Below are 24,225 nucleotides of genomic sequence, written 5' to 3' on the forward strand. Positions count from 1 at the left end.
CCGCTTCACGCCCTGAGACATTCGACAAGCTTTTTTATGGCTTCAGTAAGGGCGACTTTCGCGCTTCCAGTGCCAGCAAATACTTCGCTTCATCGTACTGGGTCTTGGTCTTCCAGCAGCGGTAAATGATCCTTATCCATTTGAAGGCCAGAGCCCGGATTGCAGACTGGTGAGATTTTCCTTTTTCTCGCAGTCCCCGATAATAAAGTCTGGCCCAGTATGATGAGTTAACCGTCTTGGCAGCCCATTCAACAAAGGTTTGCCGGACGAACTTGGCACACTGCCATCGCCAGTGAACCCAGGATTTCTGGCCACTTCGTTCTGTCACCGGTGCAATACCTGCGTAGTTTTGAATTTCTTCAGCGCTGTTAAACCGGTCACGGTTATCACCAAGTGCAGCAAGCATTCGTGGTCCCAAACACGGCCCCATGCCCGGAAGTGATTTGAACAGCCCCGAATCTGGCAATGTGTCAAACAGCGTTTCGATTCGTTCGTCATAGGTTTTGATGATTTCACTCACGACTTTAATTTGTGTCGCCAGTGCTGTTGCCATCAAAGCATTAGCCTCTATAACACTCGGGTCTGTCGTCAACGGAATGGCGTTATCAATACTCACAACACGCTGCTCGGTAAGGGCCATTGCGCGGCCACCTTTGGCATTGAGAAAGTTGCGGATCGTGTCTCGCCTGGCTCGTTTTAGTTGTTGCAGACTGGGCCATCGCATAATCAGTTCACACAATAGCAAGCTACCCCGATGTGAGAACCACTCCAGGGGCTGAGGATAATACTGTTTGAGTGTGTTGATTAGCCGGTTCACAAAACGGCGCTTATCTTCAACCAACTGACGACGCTGCTCAACCAGTTGCTGGAGTAACCGGATATCGGCATTGTCGGGTTCAATGGCTTTTATCTTTTGGGGATAACGCAGCATTAACTCTAATGCCAGCTCGGCATCCTGCGGGTCATCTTTAGCACCGCTGGGCGAGAAGGCTTGCCGGTAACGAGCCAGAGACAAAGCGTGGACGGGGAAAACGGTGATAAATGGATATTTCTGAAGAGCATACACCACGGGACCTTTCTTCAGCTCAACGGCGATAGCGATCCTGCCTTTTACCTTCTGGTGTAACTCGGTAAGCCAGACATCAAGCGCTTCCGGCGTATGTTCAATCACATGGAATGTGCGTTCACCGTTTTTAAACTGAACACAGACATCGTGCTTTTTATCTGCCCAGTCCAGACCAACGTGCGCAGCAAATTGATTAGTCTCAGTCATCACCAACTCCTTTTTATCGGGGATTGGTATGCATTCCACGCTCTTCGAAAGAAATATAGCCAGCAGTTATCTGCATGCCCTGAGTATTCGTTAGCGAACGTGGAGCACCTACTGGCTCGAAAGAAAAGCGGCGATCATCGCATGATTCTCGCTCAATATTCGTAACCAGTAAGCGCATACCCTGAATCACTTCAAAGTGTAATTCTCAGGGTGCGAATGACTATATTTCGCTCAAGCATATTCTGCTGTTTCTGGTCACGCTGTGCGTGATCGGCAACGCCATCTTCACCCTCTCCTCCTCATATTTAATGCTGGCGGTGGGCAGGCTGGTTTCCGGCTTTCCACACGGCGCTTTTTTTGGCGTTGGCGCGATTATCCTGTCGAAGCTGGCCCGTCCGGGAAAAGTCACCGCCGCCGTCGCGGGCATGGTTTCGGGTATGACCGTTGCTAATCTGGTTGGCATTCCCATCGGCACCTGGCTGAGCCAGGAATTTAGCTGGCGCTACACGTTTCTGCTGATAGCCGTCTTTAATATCGCCGTGATGGTCTCGATAACTTTTTGGGTACCCAACATCAGCGATGAAGCAAAAGGGAAACTGCGCGAACAATTTCACTTTTTGAAAACCCCCGCCCCGTGGCTCATCTTTTCCGCCACCATGTTTGGTAACGCCGGGGTTTTCGCCTGGTTCAGCTACGTCAAACCGTACATGATGTTCATCTCCGGCTTTTCCGAAGCGCTGATGACCTTCATCATGATGCTGGTAGGATTGGGGATGGTGTTGGGAAATCTGCTGAGCGGTCGCCTTTCTGGCCGCTATACGCCGCTGCGTATTGCGGTAATAACCGACTTTGTAATTGTGCTGGCTCTGCTGCTGCTCTTTGCCTTTGGCGGGATCAAAGCCGCGTCGCTGATCTTCGCCTTTATTTGCTGCGCGGGCCTGTTTGCCCTGTCGGCGCCGCTGCAAATTTTGCTGCTGCAAAATGCTAAAGGGGGTGAGCTGCTGGGTGCGGCTGGGGGGCAAATTGCCTTTAATCTCGGCAGCGCGATTGGCGCCTGGTGCGGTGGTATGATGCTGACGCTGGGCTTTGCCTACAACTACGTGACGTTGCCGGCGGCGCTGCTGTCGTTTTCTGCGATGTCGTCGCTGCTGCTCTATGGTCGCCTGAAGCGCAGCGTATCCCGGATGACTCCCGCTGCCGGATAGCCTCTGCGCTACCCGGCAACGCGAATATTACTCCTGCGGCCACAACCAGGCCGCGCCGCGCACGCCGCTGGAGTCACCGTGCAGCGCCTTGCGTAGAGGCGTTTCGCACTCGCCGCCAAAGACAAACTGTTTAATCAACGTTGGCACGTTTTGATACAGTCGGTCGACATTGCTCATTCCACCGCCCAGCACGATTACGTCCGGATCGAGAATATTCACCACATGTGCCAGTGATTTCGCCAGACGCAGCTCGTACCGACTCAACGCCTGTTCCGCCAGGGTATCCCGGGCATTAACAAGACTGATAATTTCACTGCCCTTGAGCGGCTTACCGCTCAGACGCTGGTAGTCGGTGGCAAAACCGGTTCCGGAAATGAAGGTTTCAATACAGCCTTGCTTGCCGCAATAGCAGGGCACTTCCTGCCGATAACGCAGTTCGTCTTCGTCCATCCACGGCAGCGGATTATGCCCCCACTCGCCCGCAGTACCGTTCCCGCCCGTGTGCGCCCGGCCGTTCAGCGCCACTCCAGCGCCACATCCTGTACCGATAATCACCGCAAACACGGTTTGCGCCCCCGCCGCTGCACCATCAACGGCTTCAGAAACCGCCAGGCAGTTGGCATCATTTGCCAGCCGCACTTCGCGATTCAGACGCGTACTCAGGTCTTTGTCAAAAGGTTGCCCGTTAAGCCAGGTCGAGTTGGCATTCTTCACCACTCCGGTGTAGGGCGAAATTGAACCGGGAATGCCCATCCCGACGGTTCCCGACTGCCCGGTGGCCTTTTCCGCCATCTCCACCAGCGCGGCGATGGTTTCTATCGTTTGCCGATAATCATCACGCGGCGTGGGCAGGCGATGGCGAAAAAGCTGTTCGCCTGCATCGCCAAGCGCGATAACTTCCGTTTTCGTACCGCCTAAATCGATACCTATACGCACTGTTTGCTCCTCTTCCCGATTAACAATGCAAGCATAGCGACAATTCGCTATCATGCCCGCTGGATTTAACGACAAGGCCGTGGAAATTATCATGCTGTGGTTCAAAAATTTAATGGTTTACCGTCTTAGCCGCGATGTTTCTTTGCGTGCCGAAGAGATGGAAAAACAGCTGGCATCAATGACGTTCACCCCTTGCGGTAGCCAGGATATGGCAAAAATGGGCTGGGTTCCGCCGATGGGATCGCACAGCGATGCATTAACGCATACCGCCAATGGCCAAATTATTATCTGCGCCCGCAAAGAAGAAAAAATTCTGCCGTCGCCGGTTATCAAACAGGCGCTGGAAGCCAAAATTTTCAAACTGGAAGCTGAGCAAGGTCGCAAACTCAAGAAGACCGAAAAAGACTCGCTGAAAGATGAAGTTCTGCACTCATTGCTGCCGCGCGCCTTTAGCCGTTTCAGCCAGACGATGATGTGGATCGATACCGTCAACGATCTGATCATGGTTGATTGCGCGAGTGCGAAGAAAGCCGAAGATACGCTGGCGCTGCTGCGTAAGAGTCTCGGTTCGCTGCCGGTCGTTCCGCTGACGATGGAAAACCCCATTGAGCTGACGCTGACCGAATGGGTTCGTTCCGGTACAACGGCACAGGGATTCCAGTTACTGGATGAAGCCGAACTAAAAGCGATCCTTGAAGACGGCGGCGTGATCCGCGCGAAAAAGCAGGATCTGGTCTGCGACGAAATCGCCGTGCATATCGAAGCGGGCAAACTGGTCACCAAGCTGGCCCTTGACTGGCAGCAGCGCATTCAGTTCGTGATGTGTGACGACGGCTCTATTAAGCGTTTGAAGTTTAGCGACGAGCTGCGCGATCAGAACGAAGATATTGACCGCGAAGATTATGCTCAGCGTTTTGATGCCGATTTCATCCTGATGACGGGTGAACTGGCGGCGCTGATTAAAAGTCTGGTGGAAGGATTAGGCGGCGAAGCGCAACGTTAAGCCGTACTTACCGAATGGCGGCACAATGTCGCCATTCGTCATTTCTATGCTTACAGATAGCGGCAAAGATAGGATGTTGGCTCTGCCACCTGCAGATGAAACTCGCTGTTGCCCGGTACGTTGAACACGTCCCCTGCGGCATACACCTTCCACTCGGTTTCACCCGGCAGCAGCACGTTCAGTGCGCCGCTAACGACAGTCATCTCTTCAGGCGCCGCAGTACTAAAGGTATATTCGCCTTCAGCCATCACGCCAACACTGGCGCGGCCAGTACTGCTGCTGGTAAAACCGATCGATTTTACTTTGCCGGAAAAGTATTCATTACTTTGAAGCATACAACTGGCCCTATCTCGTGATTAAGTTGAGAACCAATATAGGGGGCTGACGTTCCACCTGTCACGCAAAATTACGCCAACAGTTCCGAAGCCAGTCGGGCAATCAACACATTAGACAGAAGAACCGGGACATCCAGCGATTTTTGCAGTAAATCGCGATGGCGTTGATTGAACCCCAGACAATCCAGCATGATCACATCCGCGCCTTGCTCCAGCAGTTCTTTCCCGGCATCAATCAATTGTTGTTCGCTACCTTCGATCGGATTCGCCACGGCATACACTGGTGGAGTTTGTAACACCTGCCATTTTTGCGTCTGGGCTTTGAGCAATTCGGTGACGGGGACAATAACCCCGACCTGATGCCCATCGACAATCGAGGCCACCAGCGGGGGGATAATACGTAACGGCTCCAGCAGAATACTATTGCGGGCGGTCAGGCGAGCGATTGAGGCGGTACTCATCAGCAGGATCACGTCAAAGCCCTGGTTATCCAGCACCTCCACGATACTTTGCAGCGAGCGCTCTACCTTCTGGCGTGAGACATGCGCAAGTTGGTGGTCGCTGAGCAGCGTTAATAAAGGCTCGTCACCGGGCGAAACGCCGTACTCAGCCATCACATCTTCTCGCCGCATCTGTCCAAGCAGACTGTGGTGAGTAATGTACTGTTCATCGATATATTCCGTCAGGAGCGGTAACACCTCACACATCGGCACCACGCCAATCGTGAGGATAGCCAACGACGCACTCATTTGTTGCTCCACCATCTTCTTACTTTGCTGTGAAATCCCGGGCAAGTGCCGGGCGCTGACCTGCGCTACAAATGCTCAAAAGCGTAGCAGTTGATCGGCGGTGTATTGTGTAAAGATTCCAAATCATTCCGGTACTGGATTGTTATTGCTTAATTTTCAATTTTAACTGTATACGGCGAAATTTAAGAAAATGTGATGAACGCCCGTCCTGGCACTTTTCAGACTCGTGCCAGGACGGTGCTTAATATCAGGTTTTATCGGGGTCTTCGTAGCGTTTTTTGGCATCCATGGCTTCCTGCGCAGAAGGATGCTCACTGATCAACGTATTCGGTTTAGGGTGATCGGCTCGAAGTTGATACCAGGTTACCGTCTGGCCTGGCGTCCCCTTTTCAACCGTAACAATGGTCGCTTGACGTGGGTAAGGTGGTTTTGTCGGCATAGTTCTTCCTTTTCACTGGATGAACATTAAGTATAGACACCGCCCTGTAACCGTGGCGCTGCCTGCGCCAGTATCTCAAGAATGTCTTCCACCACCTGCGCAGGTTTATGGGTGGCATCAACGATGTAGTGCGCAGCTTCACGGTACAGAACATCGCGCTGGGCGAGCACTTCCTGCACCTCTTCAGTCAACGGCTTACCGGTTAAGGTTGGGCGCAATCCCTCTTCAGGCGTGGCCTCCAGACGATCAACCAGTACTGATACCGGCGCGCTTAAATAGATAACCACGCCGTGGCTGCGCATGTAATGACGATTAAATTCGGTAAGAATGATGCCGCCGCCGGTCGCAACAACCGTCGCCGGGGCTGTGACGGCCTGCAGAGCGCTCGTCTCCTGGGCACGAAACCCTTCCCATCCTTCCCTTTCGACGATCTCCGCCACGGTCATCTGCACGTGCGATTGCAACCAGCGATCGGTATCGACAAACTGGAAATCGATAGCCTTCGCCAGCGCCATACCGGTAGTTGTCTTACCACACCCCCGGGGGCCAACAAGATAAAGAGGTTGCGTCATTACAGAAATTCCCCAGGGAGCCGCGAGCGAGCGGGATCTGATGCGGTTAAAGATATAATCATATCACCAAACTAGTACATCGCCAAAACGTAAAGAAAAAATTACATATAGGGTAGCTGTACCTATTAACCCCTACTATAACAAGAATTCACCATGAATAAAGTGTAAATAATAAATTACACGCTTTATTTTCTACGCTGTACTTCCAGCCACCACTTATCAAGCTCAGCAGCAAAATGCTGCCTGTCTCGTGGTGAAAGGCTGTCCGGCCCGCCGGTCTGAATACCGCTGGCGCGTAGCGTATCCATAAAATCACGCATCATCAGACGCTCACGGATCGTGGCTTCGGTATAACGTTCACCGCGCGGATTAAGCGCCGCCGCACCTTTTTCAATGACTTCTGCCGCCAGCGGGATATCCGCTGTTATCACTAAATCACCGGCATTACACTGGCGCACAATCTCGTTATCCGCCACGTCAAACCCAGCGGGAACACGTAATGTGCGGATAAACCGCGAAGACGGGACGCGCAAACTTTGGTTGGCTACCAAAATAAGCGGCATCTGCATGCGCTCAGAAGCGCGGTACAAAATATCTTTAATCACATTCGGACACGCATCGGCATCCACCCATATTGTCATAATTTCTCCCCACTGATGTGCAGTTGCACATTGTCGCGTGCTTTTACTTGCAGGCAAAGTGCTGTTTATCCTTCTGCACATATTCAATCCGCGCTAAGCTTAGCTTTCCCAGGTAAAACAATGAATATCACGCATAGGGAGTGACAAAATGGACAAGAAAATCGGTTTTATCGGCTGCGGTAATATGGGCAAAGCGATACTTGGCGGCATGATCGCCAGCGGCCAGGTTCTCCCCGGACAAATCTGGGTTTACACCCCTTCCCCCGATAAAGTCGCTGCATTGCACGACCAGTACGGTATTAATGCGGCGCAGTCTGCGCAAGAGGTCGCGCAAATCGCTGACATCGTTTTTGGGGCCGTAAAACCAGGCATCATGATTAAAGTGCTGAGCGAAATTACCTCCAGCCTGAACAAAGACTCCCTGGTCGTCTCGATTGCCGCTGGCGTCACCCTCGATCAGCTCGCCCGCGCGCTGGGCCATGACCGTAAAATCATTCGCGCGATGCCAAACACGCCGTCACTGGTGAATGCCGGAATGACTTCCGTCACGCCGAACGCCTTAGTCACGCCAGAAGACACCGCCGACGTGCTGAATATCTTCCGCTGCTTTGGCGAAGCGGAAGTCATTGCGGAGGCAATGATTCATCCGGTCGTTGGCGTTAGTGGTTCAGCCCCGGCCTATGTGTTTATGTTTATTGAAGCGATGGCGGACGCCGCCGTGCAGGGTGGCATGCCTCGCGCGCAAGCTTATAAATTCGCGGCGCAGGCAGTAATGGGGTCGGCAAAGATGGTGCTGGATACGGGTAAACATCCCGGAGAACTGAAGGATATGGTGTGCTCGCCTGGCGGAACCACCATTGAAGCGGTACGCGTCCTGGAAGAACGAGGTTTTCGTTCATCAGTGATTGAAGCGATGATTAAGTGCATGGAGCAGTCGGAAAAACTCAGCCGCTCCTGAGTTAACACCGCCGGACGTCAGGCCGCCGCCTCAGTGCGGTTACGTCCGGAATTCTTTGCTTTGTAGAGCGCCATATCCGCCGACTTTAACCATTCTCGATAATGCTCGGTTTCTGCGGTCAGCGGCGCAACGCCCACGCTGATCCGCAGAGCAACCTGCGGCGCGCAGGATAAACGCAGTTGACCAAGTCGTTCGTGAACACGAGACATCGCCGCAATCGCGCTGGTTGCCGGCGTGCCGCACATAATCACCGCAAACTCATCACCGCCAAAGCGCCCGATCACGTCGCTACCGCGTAAGGTCATCTGCAACTGGCGGGTCAACGCGACAATCGCCTGGTCCCCAACGTCGTGACCCCAGGTATCATTGATGCTCTTAAAATGGTCGATATCGATAATCAGTAACGTGGCGTCACGCTGGTAGCGGCGGCAATTATCAAATTCATTACGCAGTAACAGTTCCCAATGGCGGCGGTTATACACCCCAGTCATGCCATCTCGCGTACTCATCACCTGTAAACGGCGTTTATGTTCCGCCAGCTTGATGACCGTCTGGTAACTGACCCAGGCAAACAGCAGCGGATAAATCACCAGTACCGGCAGCGTCAATAGCACGCTAAGTTGAGTACTGCTAAAAGCGACGGAGATATCGGTTAACTGTAACGTCACCAGGCATGAAACCATCATCAAAACGGCGCCTGCGATGAATATTCGCATCCCGCCTGCGCCCATCAGGTTGATGCAGATAATCATCAGCAGCGCCGTGGATGGCAACAGGTTTACGCCCATAATCCCTATCCACATACCGGCAAGAATGGCATCGGCTTTTAAGTTGGTAAATTCGCTATGCAGAGGATCGTCGGCTTTGCTGGCCAACTGCCAGGCCAAATGCGGCCAGACAAACGCCCATCCCACCAGTAATAGCCACCAGCCACCGGTAATGGGCTGAGCAACTAATACCGACGCGATAGGGAAAAACATTCCCCCCAATCCCACCGCTCGCGGCAGCCTGATTCGTCGGGCGAATCGCAGACCGGAACGTTGGTGGTCATTTTGATGAAGCGATAAAAATGCTTCATTCGGGACGACCTTCTTTTGATAAAAGTTTTCATCATTCATTGTATTTGGGAATATTCTGAAACAAATTTCCCAAATTATAGGAAGGGGTCTGGTGGCGGAAGTATGATATTTCGGGTGAGCGATTTTACCTGCTCACCCGTAAGTGCTACGCAGATTTCTTCAGGCAAGCGCTCATAAATTTATTACGATCATCACCTTTCAGAGACTGCTCCGTCGCCTTAACGTTACATTCACGCATTTTTTGCTGCTGCGGCGTCAGGCTCTTTTCCTCCGGCGCAGATTTACTGTTTTTCAGGCAATCACTCATATATGTCTTACGCGCATCCCCTTTTAAGGTCTGCGCCGTTGCCTGCTGATTGCAGGTGGTCATACGCTGTTGTTGCGGGGTTAAAGTCTTCTCGGCAGCACCGACGGTAGTTAAAAAAATCAGACCAAAAAGCAGCGTCATTAATAATGTAATTTTCATAGCATCCTTCTTTTCTGAACGACAACACACAGGTAAGTTTGGCTGCTAACGATAAAAATACCACCCGGCGGCAAAAGTATTGCCGCCGGGCGTCGGGTTATTTCAGTCCTAACGCCGCTTTCATGGTGTAAAACAGGTCGGTTTGATCGGTCAGGCCGACCACATTCGCCGCATGCGGGCCATAGGCTGCAATTCGCAGTTGGCTGCCGGTGTGCTCCTGAGATTCCTCTTCAGAGTTGCCGTAGCTGATGACCATAACCGCGCCATCTTTGGTGTTCAGCGCCTGGGTCAGGCCTGGTGCTTTGGTATCCGGCGCGACAATCTGGCTGGCATGTGCGTGGTCAGCGGTTACCACCACTAGGGTGTTGCCATCTTTCTTCGCAAAGGCAAGCGCGCGCTGTACCGCCTCGTCCAGATCGACCGTTTCACCAATCTGTCCGCACGGGTTGGCGGCGTGGTCCTGTTTATCGATTGACGCCCCTTCCACTTGCAGGAAGAAGCCTTTCTCATTTTTGCTTAACAGCTCAATCGCTTTATCCGTCATCTGCGCCAGCGTTGGCACGCTGTCGTCACGCTTTGGATTTGGCGTACAGGTCACAACCGGCTTATCCAGATTGCCATGATAAGACGCTTTCGGACCTTCCCAGCGCACGGGCATATTGCCGTCAGAGAACAGGCCCAGCAGCGGTTTATTCTGATTAGCTTCGGTAATCGCCGCCAGCGTCGCGGTATCACTCACCATCTGATAACCGCGGGCCAGGGCTTGTTCACGCAACGTTTTACCCTGCCACTCGCCCGCCGCAGCGGTTTCCGCAAACGTTTTGGCCCCGCCGCCCAGCGTAACGTCAGCCCGGGCATTGAGTAATTGTTCGGTGATTGACCCTTTACCGCCTTTTTCCAGCGCATTGGTTGGGCATTTTTCACGTGTCACGCCTGGGCCATAGCACTTACGCGAAGTCACATGGGCAACCAGCGCCGCCGGGGTAGCATCCTGCAATTCAGCGGTAGAAACGTTGCCCGTTGCCAGCCCCGCCGCTTTTGCCATTTCAAGAATTGTGGCGTGATCTTTTTCATGAATATCAACGCCCAGCGCGCCATTATAGGTTTTCACACCGGTGGTCCACGCCGTCGCGGATGCCGCAGAATCCGTCACATAATCGGGTTTACCCGTTTTCTTATCCAACGCATAGTGCGTGTATTGTCCGGTCAACGGTAAAGCATCAATCCCTTTAAAAAAGCCGCCTGCGCCTTCGGCATAATTTCGCGCGGCCGTTATTTCTGAGTCACCCATCCCATCGCCAATCAATAAAATAATATTTTTGGCAGGTTTATCGCTCAGAGATTCGCGCAGAGCCGCCGTTTGATCGGCAGACAATCGGCGGGCGCCGCCCGGCGTGGTGATATCACCCTGAGCGGCACGATTATCCATAACCGCTATGGCAGAGGTTTCTGCATTAATAACCGGGGTAAACAGCAAAGGTAACAGGGCAATAGCGAGTGCGCTTTGTTTCACTTTATTTTCTCCATGTATAAATACGGTAAAATTAAAACAAAGCGACTATAAGTATTTGATGTGACACTTTTATGATAATTTGTGGATGACGCACCACGGATTACTCAAAACGCTTTTGGCACACTCTCGCCAGCGTTATGAACGTTGGTCAGAAACGCAGGCATACGGCCTTCTCCAGCCAAAGCCCCCTCAATTTGGCGAATAAATATTTGCCGATCGTTACACGTCATATTGCGCAGCATTTCGATGATTACCTGCTCCAGCGTTTCAACCTGCGCCGTCAGTTCTTGCGACTCTTCTTCTTTTTGGGCGAGCTTAAGTAACAACTCAGTAACGAGATTTTTCATTTACGTATTCCCTTAACCAAATATAGGCCACGTTATCATTAAGACTCACAACTGCCTAGAGGATGAAAGTTGTATTTTCATAAGAAATAAAACGTTTTGCGAAAACAATCACAACACAAAATAAGGGAGAATGAGTCTTAGCGCAGAATTTCTCCATATAAAAGGATAAAGGGATTAATAATCACCTGGATATATAAATGCATAATGATGGATTAACAACGCTGACGGGCAGCGTTGTTAATCAGGTACTCAGCGTGCGCAGCGCCGACGTCGCAACGCGATAGCCAGTTGCCAAATGTTGATAAGCACAATGCACGCCGTGGCAATAAACACCCAGCGAAAGCCCGCCATTGCCGAAACCGTTGCCCCCATTAATGGCCCGGCTACGTTGCCGAGATACATAAATGACTGGTTATAACCAAAAATGCGCCCGGTTATCTGGTCGCTGGAGTATTTCACCAGCAGCGTCTGCACCGCGGGCAACATCGCGCCGTCGGCAAAGCCGAGCAGAAAACGTAAGATCCCCAACTGCAACGGCGTAGTGACCCATGACATGGCGAAAAACAACACGACGGCGAAGATTAACGTTGCCATTAAAATCCGCTCGGTCCCAATACGATCGCCTAATTTACCTAGCCGGGGCGCAGAAATCAGCGCCGAGATGCCCGGAACCGAAGCAATCAGCCCGCTGAGAAAGGCAATATTAGAACTGTCTGGGACCATTGATTTAATAAACAGCGCCAGAATCGGCCCAATTGAGCCGTTACACAACTGGATCACCATCGTAGTAAAAAACAGGCTGATCACCAGCGCCGGATAAGGCAGCGAGGCAAAGACGGCCTTCCCGCTCAGGCGTTCGCTTTTTTTGATTGTCGGGCGCACACCTTCTTTGATTAAGAACAGCGTGACCAGAAAACTCACTACCAGCAAAGCCGCGGTAATACAGAATACCGCCCGTAAGCCAACATGGTCGGCAATAAAGCCCCCCATCAGTGGTCCGCCAATAACGCCGCTAATTTGCGCCGTCGAGAGCGTACTCAGCGCCCACCCGCTGCGTTCGCGCGGAACCTGTGAGGCTACCAGCGCCATCGCATTGGGAATATAGCCAGACGTTAACCCCATGACCCCACGCAGCAGAAAAAGCTGCCAGACGTTAGTGGCAAAGGCCTGCAGTAAAATCGCAATCGCCATGCCCAAAGAGGCCCGCAGCAGCATCAGCTTGCGTCCTTTACGGTCGGCTAAACTCCCCCACATCGGAGAGACGATGGCTGAAATCAGGAAGGTGACGCTAAACGTTAAGCCGGACCACATTGAGAGTGCTTCATGGGAGCTTACCCCCAGTTGGGAGATATAGAGCGGTAAAAAAGGTAGGATTTGGCTGATTGCCAGGCCGGTGAAAAAGCAACCGAACCATACGGAAATGAGGTTGACTCTCCAGGATTCCATAGGGACTCATAACGATAAGTAGCTGAAAACTGTGATTAGCTTAACAAATTACTTAGCAAAATAAGGGTCCACAGGTGCGATATATCACAGTTTAGGATTTTATCTTCCCGCTCATCATATTTGTGATATACCTCACATCAAGCCCACAATATCAGCAGGGGTTTATGCTCCGCGTCCGTTCTGCGCGTTTGCGCTTATCTGTTCCTCTGTTGCCCATCAAAACAATCTGCCAGAAGCCGAGGAAACCTGCGTTTTGTCGTGGTAATGTATGTGCTTTGCATTCATGGAATGGGTTTTTAAGATGGCAAAGTTGCGGGTAGGAATCGTATTTGGTGGTAAATCAGCGGAACATGAAGTGTCATTGCAATCGGCAAAAAATATTGTCGATGCCATCGACAAGACTCGCTTTGACGTTGTGCTGTTAGGTATTGATAAGCAAGGACAATGGCACATTAGCGATGCCAGTAACTATCTGCTCAATTCAGATGATCCAGCGCATATTGCGCTGCGTCCTTCCGCGACCAGCCTGGCTCAGGTCCCGGGTAAACAAGAGCACCAGTTGATCGATGCGCAAAACGGTCAGCCACTGCCAACGGTCGATGTTATTTTCCCGATCGTACACGGCACGTTGGGTGAAGATGGCTCTCTGCAGGGTATGCTGCGCGTGGCGAATCTGCCGTTCGTCGGTTCTGATGTCCTGGGTTCTGCGGCCTGTATGGATAAAGACGTGACCAAACGTCTACTGCGCGATGCCGGATTAAACATCGCGCCATTTATTACGCTCACTCGCGCCAATCGCAACCGCATCAGCTTTGCCGAGGTGGAATCCCGCCTTGGCCTGCCGCTGTTTGTAAAACCAGCCAACCAGGGCTCGTCCGTTGGCGTCAGTAAAGTGACCAGCGAGGCGCAATACAATCAGGCCGTCGCGCTGGCATTTGAATTCGACCATAAAGTCGTGGTGGAGCAAGGGATCAAGGGCCGCGAGATCGAATGCGCGGTGCTGGGCAACGATCAACCGCAGGCCAGTACCTGTGGCGAGATCGTGCTGAACAGTGATTTTTACGCTTACGACACCAAATACATTGACGATAACGGTGCCAAAGTGGTTGTTCCGGCAGCGATCGCACCGGAAGTTAACGATAAGATCCGCGACATTGCTATTCAGGCTTATCAGGCGCTGGGCTGCGCCGGTATGGCGCGCGTGGACGTTTTCTTAACCGCAGAGAACGATGTTGTGATCAATGAGATCAACACGCTGCCGGGCTTTACCAACATCAGCATGTATCCAAAATTGTGGCAGGCGAGCGGCTTAGGGTATACCGATTTGATCACTCGCCTGATCGAACTGGCGCTGGAACGTCATGCGGCGGATAGCGCGTTGAAAACCAGTATGTAAACCCGCCTGGATGCCTGATCGATAGCTATTGGGCATCCTTTGCTTCTTCTTCATCTTCCACGCGGCGACGGATAATTAATCCGGCCAGCCAAAAGCTAATCACCCACGTCACCAACCCCACCGCATAGGTCTGCCATCCCTGCGCTTCAAAACCCAGTAAGCCGACCACACCGTTCAGAATAAAGATAAGCCCAATAGCGAAGGCATAGTAGTGCCAGTCTCGGCGAATTTTAACAGGCAGGTTCATAACGGCTCCGGTGGAAATACAACGTGAAAGCGCATCCTCGCACATTTCCTCATAGACGTCTGTGGCCTGTGCGGAATTTCTGAAATGTAACTTGATTTCACTTAAGGTTACTTAATTGTGACAATCAGCAAAAAACCGAGATCCAGGAATAATCTCTACCTGAAATTACCATCATTCTGATATTGACATTGCCGATCACCTGTCAGACTCACTGTCAGTTCCAGGCATCACGTCAAAAAAAGCAGGTTATTTCCGGAGGTCTTTATGGCTGATTTTACGCTCTCAAAATCCCTGTTTAAGGGCAAGCATCGGGATACCTCCTCCCTGCCCGGCAACATTGCGTATGCCGTATTTGTGCTGTTTTGCTTTTGGGCAGGCGCGCAGGTTTTAAATCTGTTGGCCCACGCTCCCGGCATCTATGAACAGCTGATGCAGTTGCAAATGCAAGAGACAGGACGCCCACGAGTTGAAATTGGCTTAGGCGTCGGTACCCTTTTTGGGCTGGTCCCTTTCCTTGCCGGAAGTCTGATTCTTGGCGCCATCGCGGCATTCGTGCGCTGGCGCCGCCGTCATCATAATGATGACTGACCCATACATTTCGCTCGACGATCGTCCACGCGTTTCGCAAACCACGCGGTAGTCAGATTACGTGTAATCTTCGGGCTTTCCAGCTGAATGCCTGGCAGCATTTCACGGGGTAGCGCTTTCCCGCTCTTCGCTTCCGCCAGCTTATAGACCTTCTCGTACAGCGCGGTATCCTCAAAGGTCAGACTGTCACCTTTTTGCAGTTGACGGTGGATCTCACTCTCGCTCATCCCCAGCTTCCCGGCCAGTTTACGTACCGCCAGCTCGGTTTTGCCCGGCTCGCTGCTGCCGTAGAGAATCAAATCACCATCCATCGCCAGCTTCACTCCGCTGGCTTTACTGACCGCATTCTGGAAAGCCGCATTGCGACTGGCATACCATCCCGCATTGAAATCAGCGAAACGGAAGATTGGCGCGCTGTAATTCGCCGGGTAGTTAAGCAGATGATACGTACCGAACCACAGCCCACCGCGGCGGCTGAACACTTCCTGACGTACTGTTCCCGCCATTTTCCACGGATACCCGTCGGCGTGCTGCTCGGCAAACGCGATACTGACCTGCATTGGCCCACCGGTATGTACCGGATTAAGCGAACCAAACAGCGTCTGCCCCATCGGTACCATATTGATAAAATCATCAAAAATGGCGCTAAGCTGTTTTTCCGTTTTCACCGTATCCAGACGCTCGCTGTAGCTTTTCCCCGTTGGCGAGTTAATCTTCAGTGCGGTATGCACCACAAACTGCGGGATATGCATACGCTCGGCGCGCCGGTCGATCTCTTTCCAGGCGATTTTACTTAAGTTTGGAACGGCCGGATCCGCCTGATAGTTTGACTCCTGTTGCGCGACCGCCAGCACCGAACAGATATTTTCAACCGTCGGCGCCAGCTTCTGGCTTTCAAACGTCTTCGCTAAATCCTGCGCCCATGCGTCCCGGTCTTTCACGCTGGCGGGCATTTTCTGGCGCACCACGCTCGCCACATCGACGGCTTTCTCCCCTTTTTTTAGCGGCTGCGCGGGTTGGCTACTACATCCCACCAGCACCAGAGCGGCCAGACCGGACAAGGGGTAAAGACGGGAAACCGTCGACATAACATCTCCTTTTTTATTAACTAAGCGTATGGGTAACTTCCTGAATATCCTGGCCATCAAGCTCACGTTCAAAGCTGCGCAGACGCTTATAAATAGACATCAGTTCGACTAACGTTGTCCAGGAGTTAATCAAATACTGGAACGAGCCGCGCACCTGGCCAAACACGTTGGTGATTTGCGTCATCAGGCCGAGCGTAATCGTACCGGCAACAATCGACGGGAACAGCAGGAACAAGCCGAAAACGTTATCAACCTGCAGGTATAGAATACGGGCGATATTGAAGTACATATAGTGAAAATAGAGGCGGAAGTAGTTCTGGCGCACCGCATGGAACAGTTCACGCACCGTCGGCGGGGTCGCACGATTAGCGTCATCTTCGCCGTAAACCAGTTCTTTACGGTAAGCAGCTTCCACGCGCTGGTTTTTAAACTCCAGCCCCGGAAGTTTGATGCCGACTACCGCCAGCAAGCCGGTTCCCATCAGCGACCAGACAATCGCGGCAATCACCAGGCCATAAGGAACATGTCCAACAATGGGCAGGTCCGGCACATGGGCTGAGAGAGTGACCAGGACAGGTAAGAAGGCAATCAGCGTCATAATCGCATTGATAAAGCTGACCCCCATATTTTCAAGCGTGGAGGCAAAACGCATGGTATCTTCCTGCACACGCTGCGCCGCGCCTTCGATATGACGCAGATGCTGCCAGTGCGCCATATAGTGTTCGTTCATTGCGGTACGCCAGCGGAATACATAGTGGCTGACGAAGAAGTTGTTCATCACCCCAATGACCACGGCAATCAGCGCAATGCCAAGAAAGATGCCTACTTCATGATAGAACTGCTCAATCTTCACCTTATGCGGCGCACTCAACGCGGATTGAATCAGATCATAGAATGGCGCATACCAGGCGTTGACGGCGACGCCAACTTCAACCAGAAACCAGGTCACGAAAATAATCAGCGACGTGCCCAGTATGGACCAGTACTGCCAGCGGTGCGGGCTGTAGATAAACCAGAACAGCGCGAACACACCAACACAAAGGATGTAATACGCATAAAAAATCAGGTAATCCAGTGACCAGAATCGGGCCGCGCTAATCGGTACGTCTCCCGACGCGCCGGTAATATGCGCAACCCAGGCTCCCCCACCTCCTTGCCAGAATACAACGGCGACCAGTGCCCAAATAAATGCCGAAATAAAGAACGGCCCCGGCTTTGGGAAAAAAGACTTAAACATAGTGCTCTCCTGCTAACTTCTTATCGTTATGACGACTGCTGTGTATTTGCCACCGTGGAGTGCGGTGGCCAGACGGCTTACGCCCAAAAACACAAGCTGAAACCGACAAGTGTGACCAAAACCGCGGCACTTAGTTCGCACCCGGGTATGAAGAATTGTTTCTGTGATTTTCACACTCGACAACGTTCCAGCAAGTGCAGATTATCACAGCGTGAGATCACAAAAGCGAACATCCGTAATCCGGTAAACGCTCGCGTTTACTCATCGTTACGTTTTTCACACTATCATTGGCTGATAAGCGCTTTGCAATACGCCGATGAGTAGTATAAATACGCATACGCACGACATCCTTTTTCACTTTCTCTAACTCATGGACACCACCGTTGAAACGTAGTCTGCTTTTTTCTGCCGCGCTGTGTGCGGCGTCATTGACATCTGTCCAGGCGGCACAGCCTATAACCGATCCGGTCTTCGCCTCTGATATCGTCGATCGTTATGCCGACCATATATTTTACGGCAGCGGTGCTACGGGGATGGCGCTCGTGGTGATTGATGGTAACCAGCGCGTATTTCGCAGCTTCGGCGAAACACGCCCTGGCAATAACGTTCATCCGCAGCTGGATTCCGTTATTCGAATTGCCTCTATTACTAAATTAATGACCAGCGAAATGCTGGTGAAATTACTCGATCAGGGTACGGTTAAACTCAACGATCCATTGAGCAAATATGCGCCGCCTGGCGCGCGCGTGCCAACTTATCAGGGCACGCCGATTACGCTGGTGAATCTGGCGACGCATACCAGCGCGCTACCGCGCGAACAACCTGGCGGCGCGGCGAAGCGCCCAGTGTTTGTCTGGCCAACCCGTGAACAGCGCTGGAGCTATCTCTCAACCGCCACGCTTAAAACCGCACCGGGCTCGCAGGCTTCTTATTCCAACCTGGCGTTTGACCTGCTGGCCGATGCGCTAGGAACCGCATCCGGAAAGCCTTATCCGCAGCTGTTTGAAGAAAAAATTACCCGTCCGCTGGGGATGAAAGACACCACCTTTACCCCATCCCCCGATCAATGCAGACGCCTGATGGTCGCGGAAAAAGGCGCCAGTCCTTGCAACAATACCCTGGCGGCAATGGGCAGCGGCGGTGTTTATTCAACGCCCGGCGATATGATGCGCTGGATGCAGCAGTATCTCTCATCTGATTTTTACCATCGTAGCCAGCAGGCCGACCGTATGCAGACGCTGATTTATCAGCGTACGCAGTTAACAAAAGTGATAGGGATGGATGTTCCGGGTAGAGCCGATGCGCTGGGTTTGGGCTGGGTCTATATGGCGCCGAAAAATGGGCGACCAGGAATTATTCAAAAAACCGGTGGCGGCGGCGGCTTCATTACCTATATGGCGATGATCCCGCAGCAAAACGTCGGGGCATTTATCGTGGTGACCCGCTCTCCGCTAACCCGCTTTACCAATATGAGCGACGGTATCAACGATCTGGTTGCTGAGCTGAGCGGGAACAAACCGCAGGTTATTCCTGCATCCTGACTTAATACTCAAAAGGCAAACGGTTAATGCTCACCAGTTTGCCTTTATTCATTTCAATGTAACCACCTTTACGCAATGCCGCGAGAACCTCAGCGACAACTGAGCGTGAAATTCGCGTGCGTTGGTGAATATAGTTCATGACGCCGATACGCGAACGCAGTACGTCGTCCCATTTTGTCATGGATATCAGCGTCGCGCGGATCTGATCGTAGGAGTTATTGCCGATCAGTTGCAGATCGCGCAACTCAAACATGGAGTTTTGCCATGCCAGCCAGCAAAAGGCTTCACGCCAAAGCTGGCATTGTTCAATTATATTTATCGTTTGCGAAGCAGGCAGGTGGTATCCTGTACAATTACTTTCGGTTATTAATTTGTATTGTACATCTGTTTTCATCACGCCATCAGAAAGGCCCATAATAAAAGGTGCCTGTGCAATCCCGACCAGCACGCTTTCCCCTCTACGCAAGGAAACAACACCACTTAAAATAACGAAAGTATCATCACTATTAATATCACCGGAATAAATTATTTCTTTATCGTTCTCACACTCAAAGTGTTTACCATATTTCGCTAAACATTTATCAAGCTTACCAAACTCAAGAAGAGGTTTATTTGAAGATAGCATGTGCGCATTCCTTGCAATAAATGCCCGTCAAATCCGTGACGGGCATTATTCTAAATTAAATTACCTTTTATTTCTCTGCGAGAAAGTTGTTACCAGGTATATTTAACACCAACGTTTGCAGACCAGTCTTGATCGACATCACCGCCACCGAGGTAATTAGCATCGGTGTACGCGCTGAAGTTCTTGGTGAAGCTGAACTGAGTACCCAGCCCAACGCGTACCGCAGAACCTTCTACGCCGTTGTCGATAGAATCACCGTTTACATCAGAATCGTTGTTAGAGTCGTCGTAAACGTAGGCCAGTTTGAAGTACGGGGTCAACGCCTGGTCATCGCTGTAGGCGAAGGTATAACCCGCATCTACACCAAGTTCATAACGCATGCTGTCATAAGACTGACCGTCAACTTTCATGTCGTTGCTCAGCTTATAGTCATCACCAGACTGGAACAGACCGGATACGCTACCGTAAGGGGTTACGTAACCTGCGTCACCCAGCTTCAGGTCATAACCCAGTTTCAAGCCAAAGCCCCAGGCATCAGAAGAGGTGCTGCCATCAACATACTGACCGTTGCTCATGCTGGCAGACAGATCGTTGTTGAAGTGGGAGTAGCTTAAGTTACTGTCAACAAAGATGTTGTTCGCAAAACGAGCAGAAGAGTAGATATAGGCAGTCTGGCTATCCTGATCTACCTGACCGGTACGATCACTCATATCACCTTTCGCGAAGCCTGCCGCAGCACCGACAATCCACTTAGCGTTGTTACCATCGATTTTGGAATCAACACCGACCATGATGCCGTTAACATCCTGATCATAGTTAATGTTGCCGTTATCCGCATCGAAGCTACCGCCGAAGTAGCTCACCCATGCACCACCGTTATCTACCAGACCATGACGCGCGTTAGTCAGACGAGTACCAACGGTGTCTTGTTCCAGGTTCCAGATATTGGTGTTGGCAGACGGAATGCTCAGCGCCATGTTCGCGTAGTCGGTCAGCTCCATCTGCTCCAGAACAACGGTGTTACCCTGCTGCTGAGCCTGATAGGTGTAAGCACCCAGGTCTGCTTTGTTGGCTGCAGAGAAAGTTGCGGTGCTGTTCGTGTCGTTAACGTAGATCAGCTCGTTACCGTTGTAATCAGCAACAGAACCTGCGCCAGTGGCGTTATCGATGCGAACTTTATAGTTACCGGTTGCCGCTGCTACGTGATCACCGTAGTTATCAACTTCAGACTGATCGCCTGAGGTGTCAGAATCGCCGTTACCGTTGATAGTCAGATGACCATCAGAGTTCATCGCGATCACGCCATAACCGTAGTTAGCCTGGCGCGTATCGTTGGTACGATCGTTGGTCAGGTCAGCATTCAACACATAGTTAGCGCTGTTGATGTCGAAAACACCCGCATTAACATGGTTGTAAGCGTCGGTGTAGCTGGTCAGATTCAGGGTATCAACCTGCAGCGCGTTTCCGGTGCTGTTGCCCACATCCAGAACGCCGTTGTTGGTGACGTTAATGGTATTGGCATACAGCGCGGCATTAAGCACATTCCAGCCTGCAGAGACATCATCAGCAATCGTTACGGTACTGTTGTCAATAGACAGCGTATTAGTCGCAACACGACCATCTTCATTGATGTTCAGTGCGGAAGCACCGGTCAGAGAGATGGAGTCAGAAACCAGCGCAGAATCACCCACGTTGACAACGGAACCGCTGTTGATGCTCAGAGTGTCAATCAGAGAAGTTTTGGTGGTATCCCACTGGGAAGCGCCGTTCAGCGTCACGTTGAACAGACCGCTCTGATAAACGGTATTGCCAACCACATGACCATTTTCGTCATAAGAGGTTGTGTCGCTATCGATACCGTAGGTTGAAGAAGGCCACAGGCTGTTGGCAGCGATATCAATCAGCGTAGCGGTGGCTTCAGTGCCCTCAGCATAGCTTTCGTAAACGCCATCACCATCAACGTCAACCTGATGGACGGACATTGCCGCACCAACCCACTTGCTGCCGTGGTTCAGGGTCAGATCCAGACGGTCAGTACCATCCCAGCCGTTGGTATCCAGATCGGCATCGGTATCACGGTAAGTATCAGCACCGTTCGGGAAGAAGTTCTCATCAAAGTTGCTGGAGAACAGCACATCGCCCATCAGCGTAGCGTTATCAAACGTGGCGGTGGTCTGCATCGCGTTATCTGCATCGGGATGAGCAATAACCGCCAATGCGATATCATTCGCGTTCCAACCGTTACCGTTGTAGTCGCTCGCATTGCTGGTGTTACCAAACCAGCCGGATCTTCCTTCATCAGACCAGGAACCGGAGGTCAGGGTAGAGTCGGTAACAGCGATAGTGTTGTTAAACACTTCGCTGCTGTTTACGCCGGTGATGACGGTATTATCGTCAATATCTTCCCACTCATAACCTTGAGTCAGGGTAATACCCGCAACGTGAGAGTTGTTGGTGATAGACAGATCAACTTCTTGATCCAGAGTGATAGCCGTACCCAGGTTATAAACGTCGACAACGTGCGTATCAGCCACGTCATTATAGGTACCGTTGTAGGTATAATGTTCGTAGTTGTCATCGATAGTAGAATTGATGACGTTCATCGCCAGACGATCGTAATAATAGTCGGTACCCGTACGGTTAGTACAATCCGTGGTCATACATTCGGATGTCACCATACCGTGAATGGTACTGTTTTTAATCGTCAGGCTGTTATAATTGCCGTTGGTTGACAGTCCATCATCCAGATAATAAGTAGAAATAACGCCGTTGACAGTAGCGTTATTGATTACCGGATAAATATCACCGTTATAAATACTATCAGTGCCGTAATTGTTCCAACCGACATAGCCATCGAAGTAAACGTCATCAACATGTGATGCATCATTATAATGGGTGAACGTTGTGTACGTCGTCCCAGAAATATCAGTAGAAGCATTCGCCTGAGAAGTGATTGCCAAAGTACAGGCTAATGCTAATTGTGAGACTACAAGTTTCTTTTTCCAAGTGTGCATTTGTCATCCCTCCTCAGGGACGTAATATAGTTGATCCATCAATTATCAATGCAAAGAAAACATTTTATGTTTCGCGGGGACGATTATGCGGTTTCACAAAGGAAAGGTTCAATTATTCTTTGCTAGTCGTCCGAAACCGGACAACACCACGAATACCCTCGCCTCTGACACAAAAGACAAAAAAAACTCATTCTTTCAATGAAATATCTCACAAGACATTTCTGAAGCATATAATTAATAAATAACTCACCACTCACCTAAACAAATAAACAATAAATGAAATGGAATTATTTCCACATCTATAAAAATAAACGCATCGATATTTAAAATAATAAAATAGAAACAAACAAAATAATGAATATGAATAATTTGCCATAAATGTGAATAAATTGCTCTAATGATTCAGCCTTCCACGATGGAAAATCCAGATATAACGCCAACTTTCGTAAACCACCCACCCTCAGGTTCGGGTATACTACGGCCTTCGATTCCACAAACATCAGGCATACCATGACAGACCTAATCCAACGCCCTCGCCGCCTGCGCAAATCACCTGCGCTGCGCGCTATGTTTGAAGAGACAACACTCAGCTTAAATGACCTGGTGTTGCCGATCTTTGTTGAAGAAGAACTCGACGATTACAAAGCTATCGAGGCCATGCCCGGCGTGATGCGCATTCCAGAGAAGCACCTGGCGCGCGAAATTGAACGCATTGCGAATGCAGGCATCCGCTCGGTCATGACCTTCGGCATTTCTCATCACACCGATGACACCGGCAGCGATGCCTGGAAAGAAGACGGTCTGGTGGCGCGCATGTCGCGTATCTGTAAGCAGACCGTACCGGAGATGATCGTCATGTCCGACACCTGCTTCTGTGAATACACCTCGCACGGTCACTGCGGCGTATTATGCGAGCACGGCGTTGATAACGATTTAACCCTTGCCAACCTCGGCAAACAGGCAGTCGTTGCCGCCGCTGCGGGCGCAGATTTCATCGCCCCTTCCGCCGCAATGGACGGCCAGGTGCAGGCGATTCGCCAGGCGCTGGATGCCGCGGGCTTTACCGATACCGCGATCATGTCCTACTCCACCAAATTTGCCTCTTCTTTCTATGGCCCATTCCGTGAAGCCGCAGGTACCGCGTTGAAGGGCGATCGTAAAACCTATCAGATGAACCCGATGAACCGTCGGGAAGCGATCCGCGAATCGCTGCTGGATGAAGCCCAGGGCGCAGACTGCCTGATGGTCAAACCGGCTGGCGCATACCTCGATATTCTGCGCGATATCCGCGAGCGCACCGAGCTGCCGATTGGCGCTTATCAGGTCAGCGGTGAATACGCGATGATCAAGTTTGCAGCCCTCGCGGGTGCAATAGATGAAGAGAAAGTGGTGCTGGAAAGCTTAGGCTCGATCAAACGCGCTGGCGCGGATCTGATCTTCAGCTACTTCGCACTGGATCTGGCTGAGAAAAAAATCCTGCGCTAATCACTTTGTTGCCTAATGACGGCTTCGCTTTACCGGACCTAC

23 protein-coding genes and 1 pseudogene are annotated in these 24,225 nt (G+C 51.4%); 7 read left to right on the forward strand and 17 right to left on the reverse strand.

Features of this window, described 5'->3' with window-relative positions; translation table 11 throughout:
- Window positions 1-34: 34 nt before the first annotated feature.
- The gene (locus OGV65_RS04805; protein ID WP_012291449.1) at window positions 35-1,273 is read right to left on the reverse strand and encodes an IS110 family RNA-guided transposase; all 1,239 of its coding nucleotides are present in this window, start codon (window positions 1,271-1,273) and stop codon (window positions 35-37) included.
- A 227-nt stretch (window positions 1,274-1,500) separates the two neighbouring features.
- Here OGV65_RS04805 and araJ point away from each other — a divergent pair.
- Window positions 1,501-2,478: pseudogene (araJ, locus tag OGV65_RS04810) on the forward strand (MFS transporter AraJ); the annotation flags it as partial.
- Window positions 2,479-2,505: 27 nt separating this feature from the next.
- Here araJ and mak read toward each other — a convergent pair.
- Window positions 2,506-3,414, reverse strand: a complete 909-nt coding sequence (gene mak, locus OGV65_RS04815) for a fructokinase (protein WP_047501951.1) — start codon at window positions 3,412-3,414, stop codon at window positions 2,506-2,508.
- Window positions 3,415-3,505: 91 nt separating this feature from the next.
- Here mak and rdgC point away from each other — a divergent pair, with 91 nt between their 5' ends.
- Window positions 3,506-4,417: a recombination-associated protein RdgC gene (rdgC, locus tag OGV65_RS04820; protein ID WP_003021479.1), complete on the forward strand. Its 912-nt coding sequence runs from the start codon at window positions 3,506-3,508 to the stop codon at window positions 4,415-4,417.
- Window positions 4,418-4,467: 50 nt separating this feature from the next.
- Here rdgC and ppnP read toward each other — a convergent pair whose 3' ends face one another.
- From ppnP to OGV65_RS04845, 5 genes are all read right to left on the reverse strand, one after another.
- A complete protein-coding gene (gene ppnP, locus OGV65_RS04825; RefSeq protein ID WP_016152010.1) occupies window positions 4,468-4,752 on the reverse strand; it encodes a pyrimidine/purine nucleoside phosphorylase in 285 nt (94 codons plus the stop codon).
- Between the two features lie 71 nt (window positions 4,753-4,823).
- Window positions 4,824-5,501, reverse strand: coding sequence for an AroM family protein (locus OGV65_RS04830; RefSeq protein ID WP_286454667.1), 678 nt, complete (start codon window positions 5,499-5,501; stop codon window positions 4,824-4,826).
- Between the two features lie 247 nt (window positions 5,502-5,748).
- A complete protein-coding gene (gene yaiA / locus OGV65_RS04835) occupies window positions 5,749-5,940 on the reverse strand; it encodes a protein YaiA (protein WP_016152008.1) in 192 nt (63 codons plus the stop codon).
- Between the two features lie 26 nt (window positions 5,941-5,966).
- Window positions 5,967-6,512 (reverse strand): shikimate kinase AroL, encoded by a 546-nt coding sequence (aroL, locus tag OGV65_RS04840; protein WP_016155838.1) that lies wholly within the window; start codon window positions 6,510-6,512, stop codon window positions 5,967-5,969.
- A gap of 185 nt (window positions 6,513-6,697) precedes the next feature.
- Complete coding sequence (locus tag OGV65_RS04845; RefSeq protein WP_155574017.1) at window positions 6,698-7,153, reverse strand: YaiI/YqxD family protein; 456 nt, start codon at window positions 7,151-7,153, stop codon at window positions 6,698-6,700.
- A 148-nt stretch (window positions 7,154-7,301) separates the two neighbouring features.
- Here OGV65_RS04845 and proC point away from each other — a divergent pair, with 148 nt between their 5' ends.
- A complete protein-coding gene (gene proC, locus OGV65_RS04850; RefSeq protein WP_016152005.1) occupies window positions 7,302-8,111 on the forward strand; it encodes a pyrroline-5-carboxylate reductase in 810 nt (269 codons plus the stop codon).
- Between the two features lie 17 nt (window positions 8,112-8,128).
- Here the strand turns inward: proC and adrA are convergent, their stop codons facing one another.
- From adrA to OGV65_RS04875, 5 genes are all read right to left on the reverse strand, one after another.
- Entirely contained in the window at window positions 8,129-9,244 is a 1,116-nt protein-coding gene (gene adrA / locus OGV65_RS04855; RefSeq protein WP_088583121.1) for a diguanylate cyclase AdrA, read from the reverse strand.
- A gap of 91 nt (window positions 9,245-9,335) precedes the next feature.
- The gene (gene psiF / locus OGV65_RS04860; RefSeq protein ID WP_003830956.1) at window positions 9,336-9,656 is read right to left on the reverse strand and encodes a phosphate starvation-inducible protein PsiF; all 321 of its coding nucleotides are present in this window, start codon (window positions 9,654-9,656) and stop codon (window positions 9,336-9,338) included.
- A gap of 97 nt (window positions 9,657-9,753) precedes the next feature.
- A complete protein-coding gene (gene phoA, locus OGV65_RS04865) occupies window positions 9,754-11,169 on the reverse strand; it encodes an alkaline phosphatase (RefSeq protein ID WP_286454668.1) in 1,416 nt (471 codons plus the stop codon).
- Window positions 11,170-11,273: 104 nt separating this feature from the next.
- On the reverse strand, window positions 11,274-11,516 hold the full coding sequence (locus OGV65_RS04870) for a sigma-S stabilization anti-adapter protein IraP (RefSeq protein WP_016152002.1): 243 nt from the start codon (window positions 11,514-11,516) through the stop codon (window positions 11,274-11,276).
- Between the two features lie 249 nt (window positions 11,517-11,765).
- Window positions 11,766-12,962, reverse strand: a complete 1,197-nt coding sequence (locus OGV65_RS04875) for a multidrug efflux MFS transporter (protein ID WP_046275379.1) — start codon at window positions 12,960-12,962, stop codon at window positions 11,766-11,768.
- Between the two features lie 301 nt (window positions 12,963-13,263).
- On the opposite strand from OGV65_RS04875, the gene ddlA reads away from it, so the two are divergent.
- Window positions 13,264-14,358, forward strand: a complete 1,095-nt coding sequence (ddlA, locus tag OGV65_RS04880; protein WP_047416933.1) for a D-alanine--D-alanine ligase — start codon at window positions 13,264-13,266, stop codon at window positions 14,356-14,358.
- 25 nt (window positions 14,359-14,383) lie between these two features.
- On the opposite strand, the gene OGV65_RS04885 is transcribed toward ddlA, so the two are convergent.
- On the reverse strand, window positions 14,384-14,605 hold the full coding sequence (locus OGV65_RS04885) for a DUF2754 domain-containing protein (RefSeq protein ID WP_019076140.1): 222 nt from the start codon (window positions 14,603-14,605) through the stop codon (window positions 14,384-14,386).
- Window positions 14,606-14,869: 264 nt separating this feature from the next.
- On the opposite strand from OGV65_RS04885, the gene OGV65_RS04890 reads away from it, so the two are divergent.
- A complete protein-coding gene (locus OGV65_RS04890) occupies window positions 14,870-15,193 on the forward strand; it encodes a DUF2755 family protein (protein WP_016151998.1) in 324 nt (107 codons plus the stop codon).
- Here OGV65_RS04890 and OGV65_RS04895 read toward each other — a convergent pair.
- Window positions 15,178-16,281 carry a DUF1615 domain-containing protein gene (locus OGV65_RS04895; protein ID WP_200079420.1) on the reverse strand — a complete coding sequence of 368 codons (1,104 nt, stop codon included), beginning with the start codon at window positions 16,279-16,281 and terminating at the stop codon, window positions 15,178-15,180. The two genes, OGV65_RS04890 and OGV65_RS04895, sit on opposite strands and share 16 nt — an antisense overlap.
- A 16-nt stretch (window positions 16,282-16,297) precedes the next feature.
- On the reverse strand, window positions 16,298-17,518 hold the full coding sequence (gene sbmA / locus OGV65_RS04900; protein WP_049282012.1) for a peptide antibiotic transporter SbmA: 1,221 nt from the start codon (window positions 17,516-17,518) through the stop codon (window positions 16,298-16,300).
- A gap of 383 nt (window positions 17,519-17,901) precedes the next feature.
- On the opposite strand from sbmA, the gene ampH reads away from it, so the two are divergent.
- Window positions 17,902-19,059: a D-alanyl-D-alanine-carboxypeptidase/endopeptidase AmpH gene (gene ampH, locus OGV65_RS04905; RefSeq protein ID WP_047497838.1), complete on the forward strand. Its 1,158-nt coding sequence runs from the start codon at window positions 17,902-17,904 to the stop codon at window positions 19,057-19,059.
- A 1-nt stretch (window position 19,060) separates the two neighbouring features.
- On the opposite strand, the gene iprA is transcribed toward ampH, so the two are convergent.
- Both iprA and ehaB read right to left on the reverse strand, forming a co-directional pair.
- Window positions 19,061-19,684 carry a hydrogen peroxide resistance inhibitor IprA gene (gene iprA / locus OGV65_RS04910; RefSeq protein WP_047497841.1) on the reverse strand — a complete coding sequence of 208 codons (624 nt, stop codon included), beginning with the start codon at window positions 19,682-19,684 and terminating at the stop codon, window positions 19,061-19,063.
- Window positions 19,685-19,773: 89 nt separating this feature from the next.
- Window positions 19,774-22,698 (reverse strand): autotransporter adhesin EhaB, encoded by a 2,925-nt coding sequence (ehaB, locus tag OGV65_RS04915; RefSeq protein WP_286454669.1) that lies wholly within the window; start codon window positions 22,696-22,698, stop codon window positions 19,774-19,776.
- 510 nt (window positions 22,699-23,208) lie between these two features.
- Here ehaB and hemB point away from each other — a divergent pair.
- Window positions 23,209-24,183 carry a porphobilinogen synthase gene (hemB, locus tag OGV65_RS04920; protein ID WP_016151991.1) on the forward strand — a complete coding sequence of 325 codons (975 nt, stop codon included), beginning with the start codon at window positions 23,209-23,211 and terminating at the stop codon, window positions 24,181-24,183.
- Window positions 24,184-24,225: the final 42 nt, after the last annotated feature.

Origin of the sequence: Citrobacter sp. Cb004 (assembly GCF_030337065.1) — a bacterium.
In the GTDB taxonomy this organism is placed as follows: domain Bacteria; phylum Pseudomonadota; class Gammaproteobacteria; order Enterobacterales; family Enterobacteriaceae; genus Citrobacter; species Citrobacter braakii.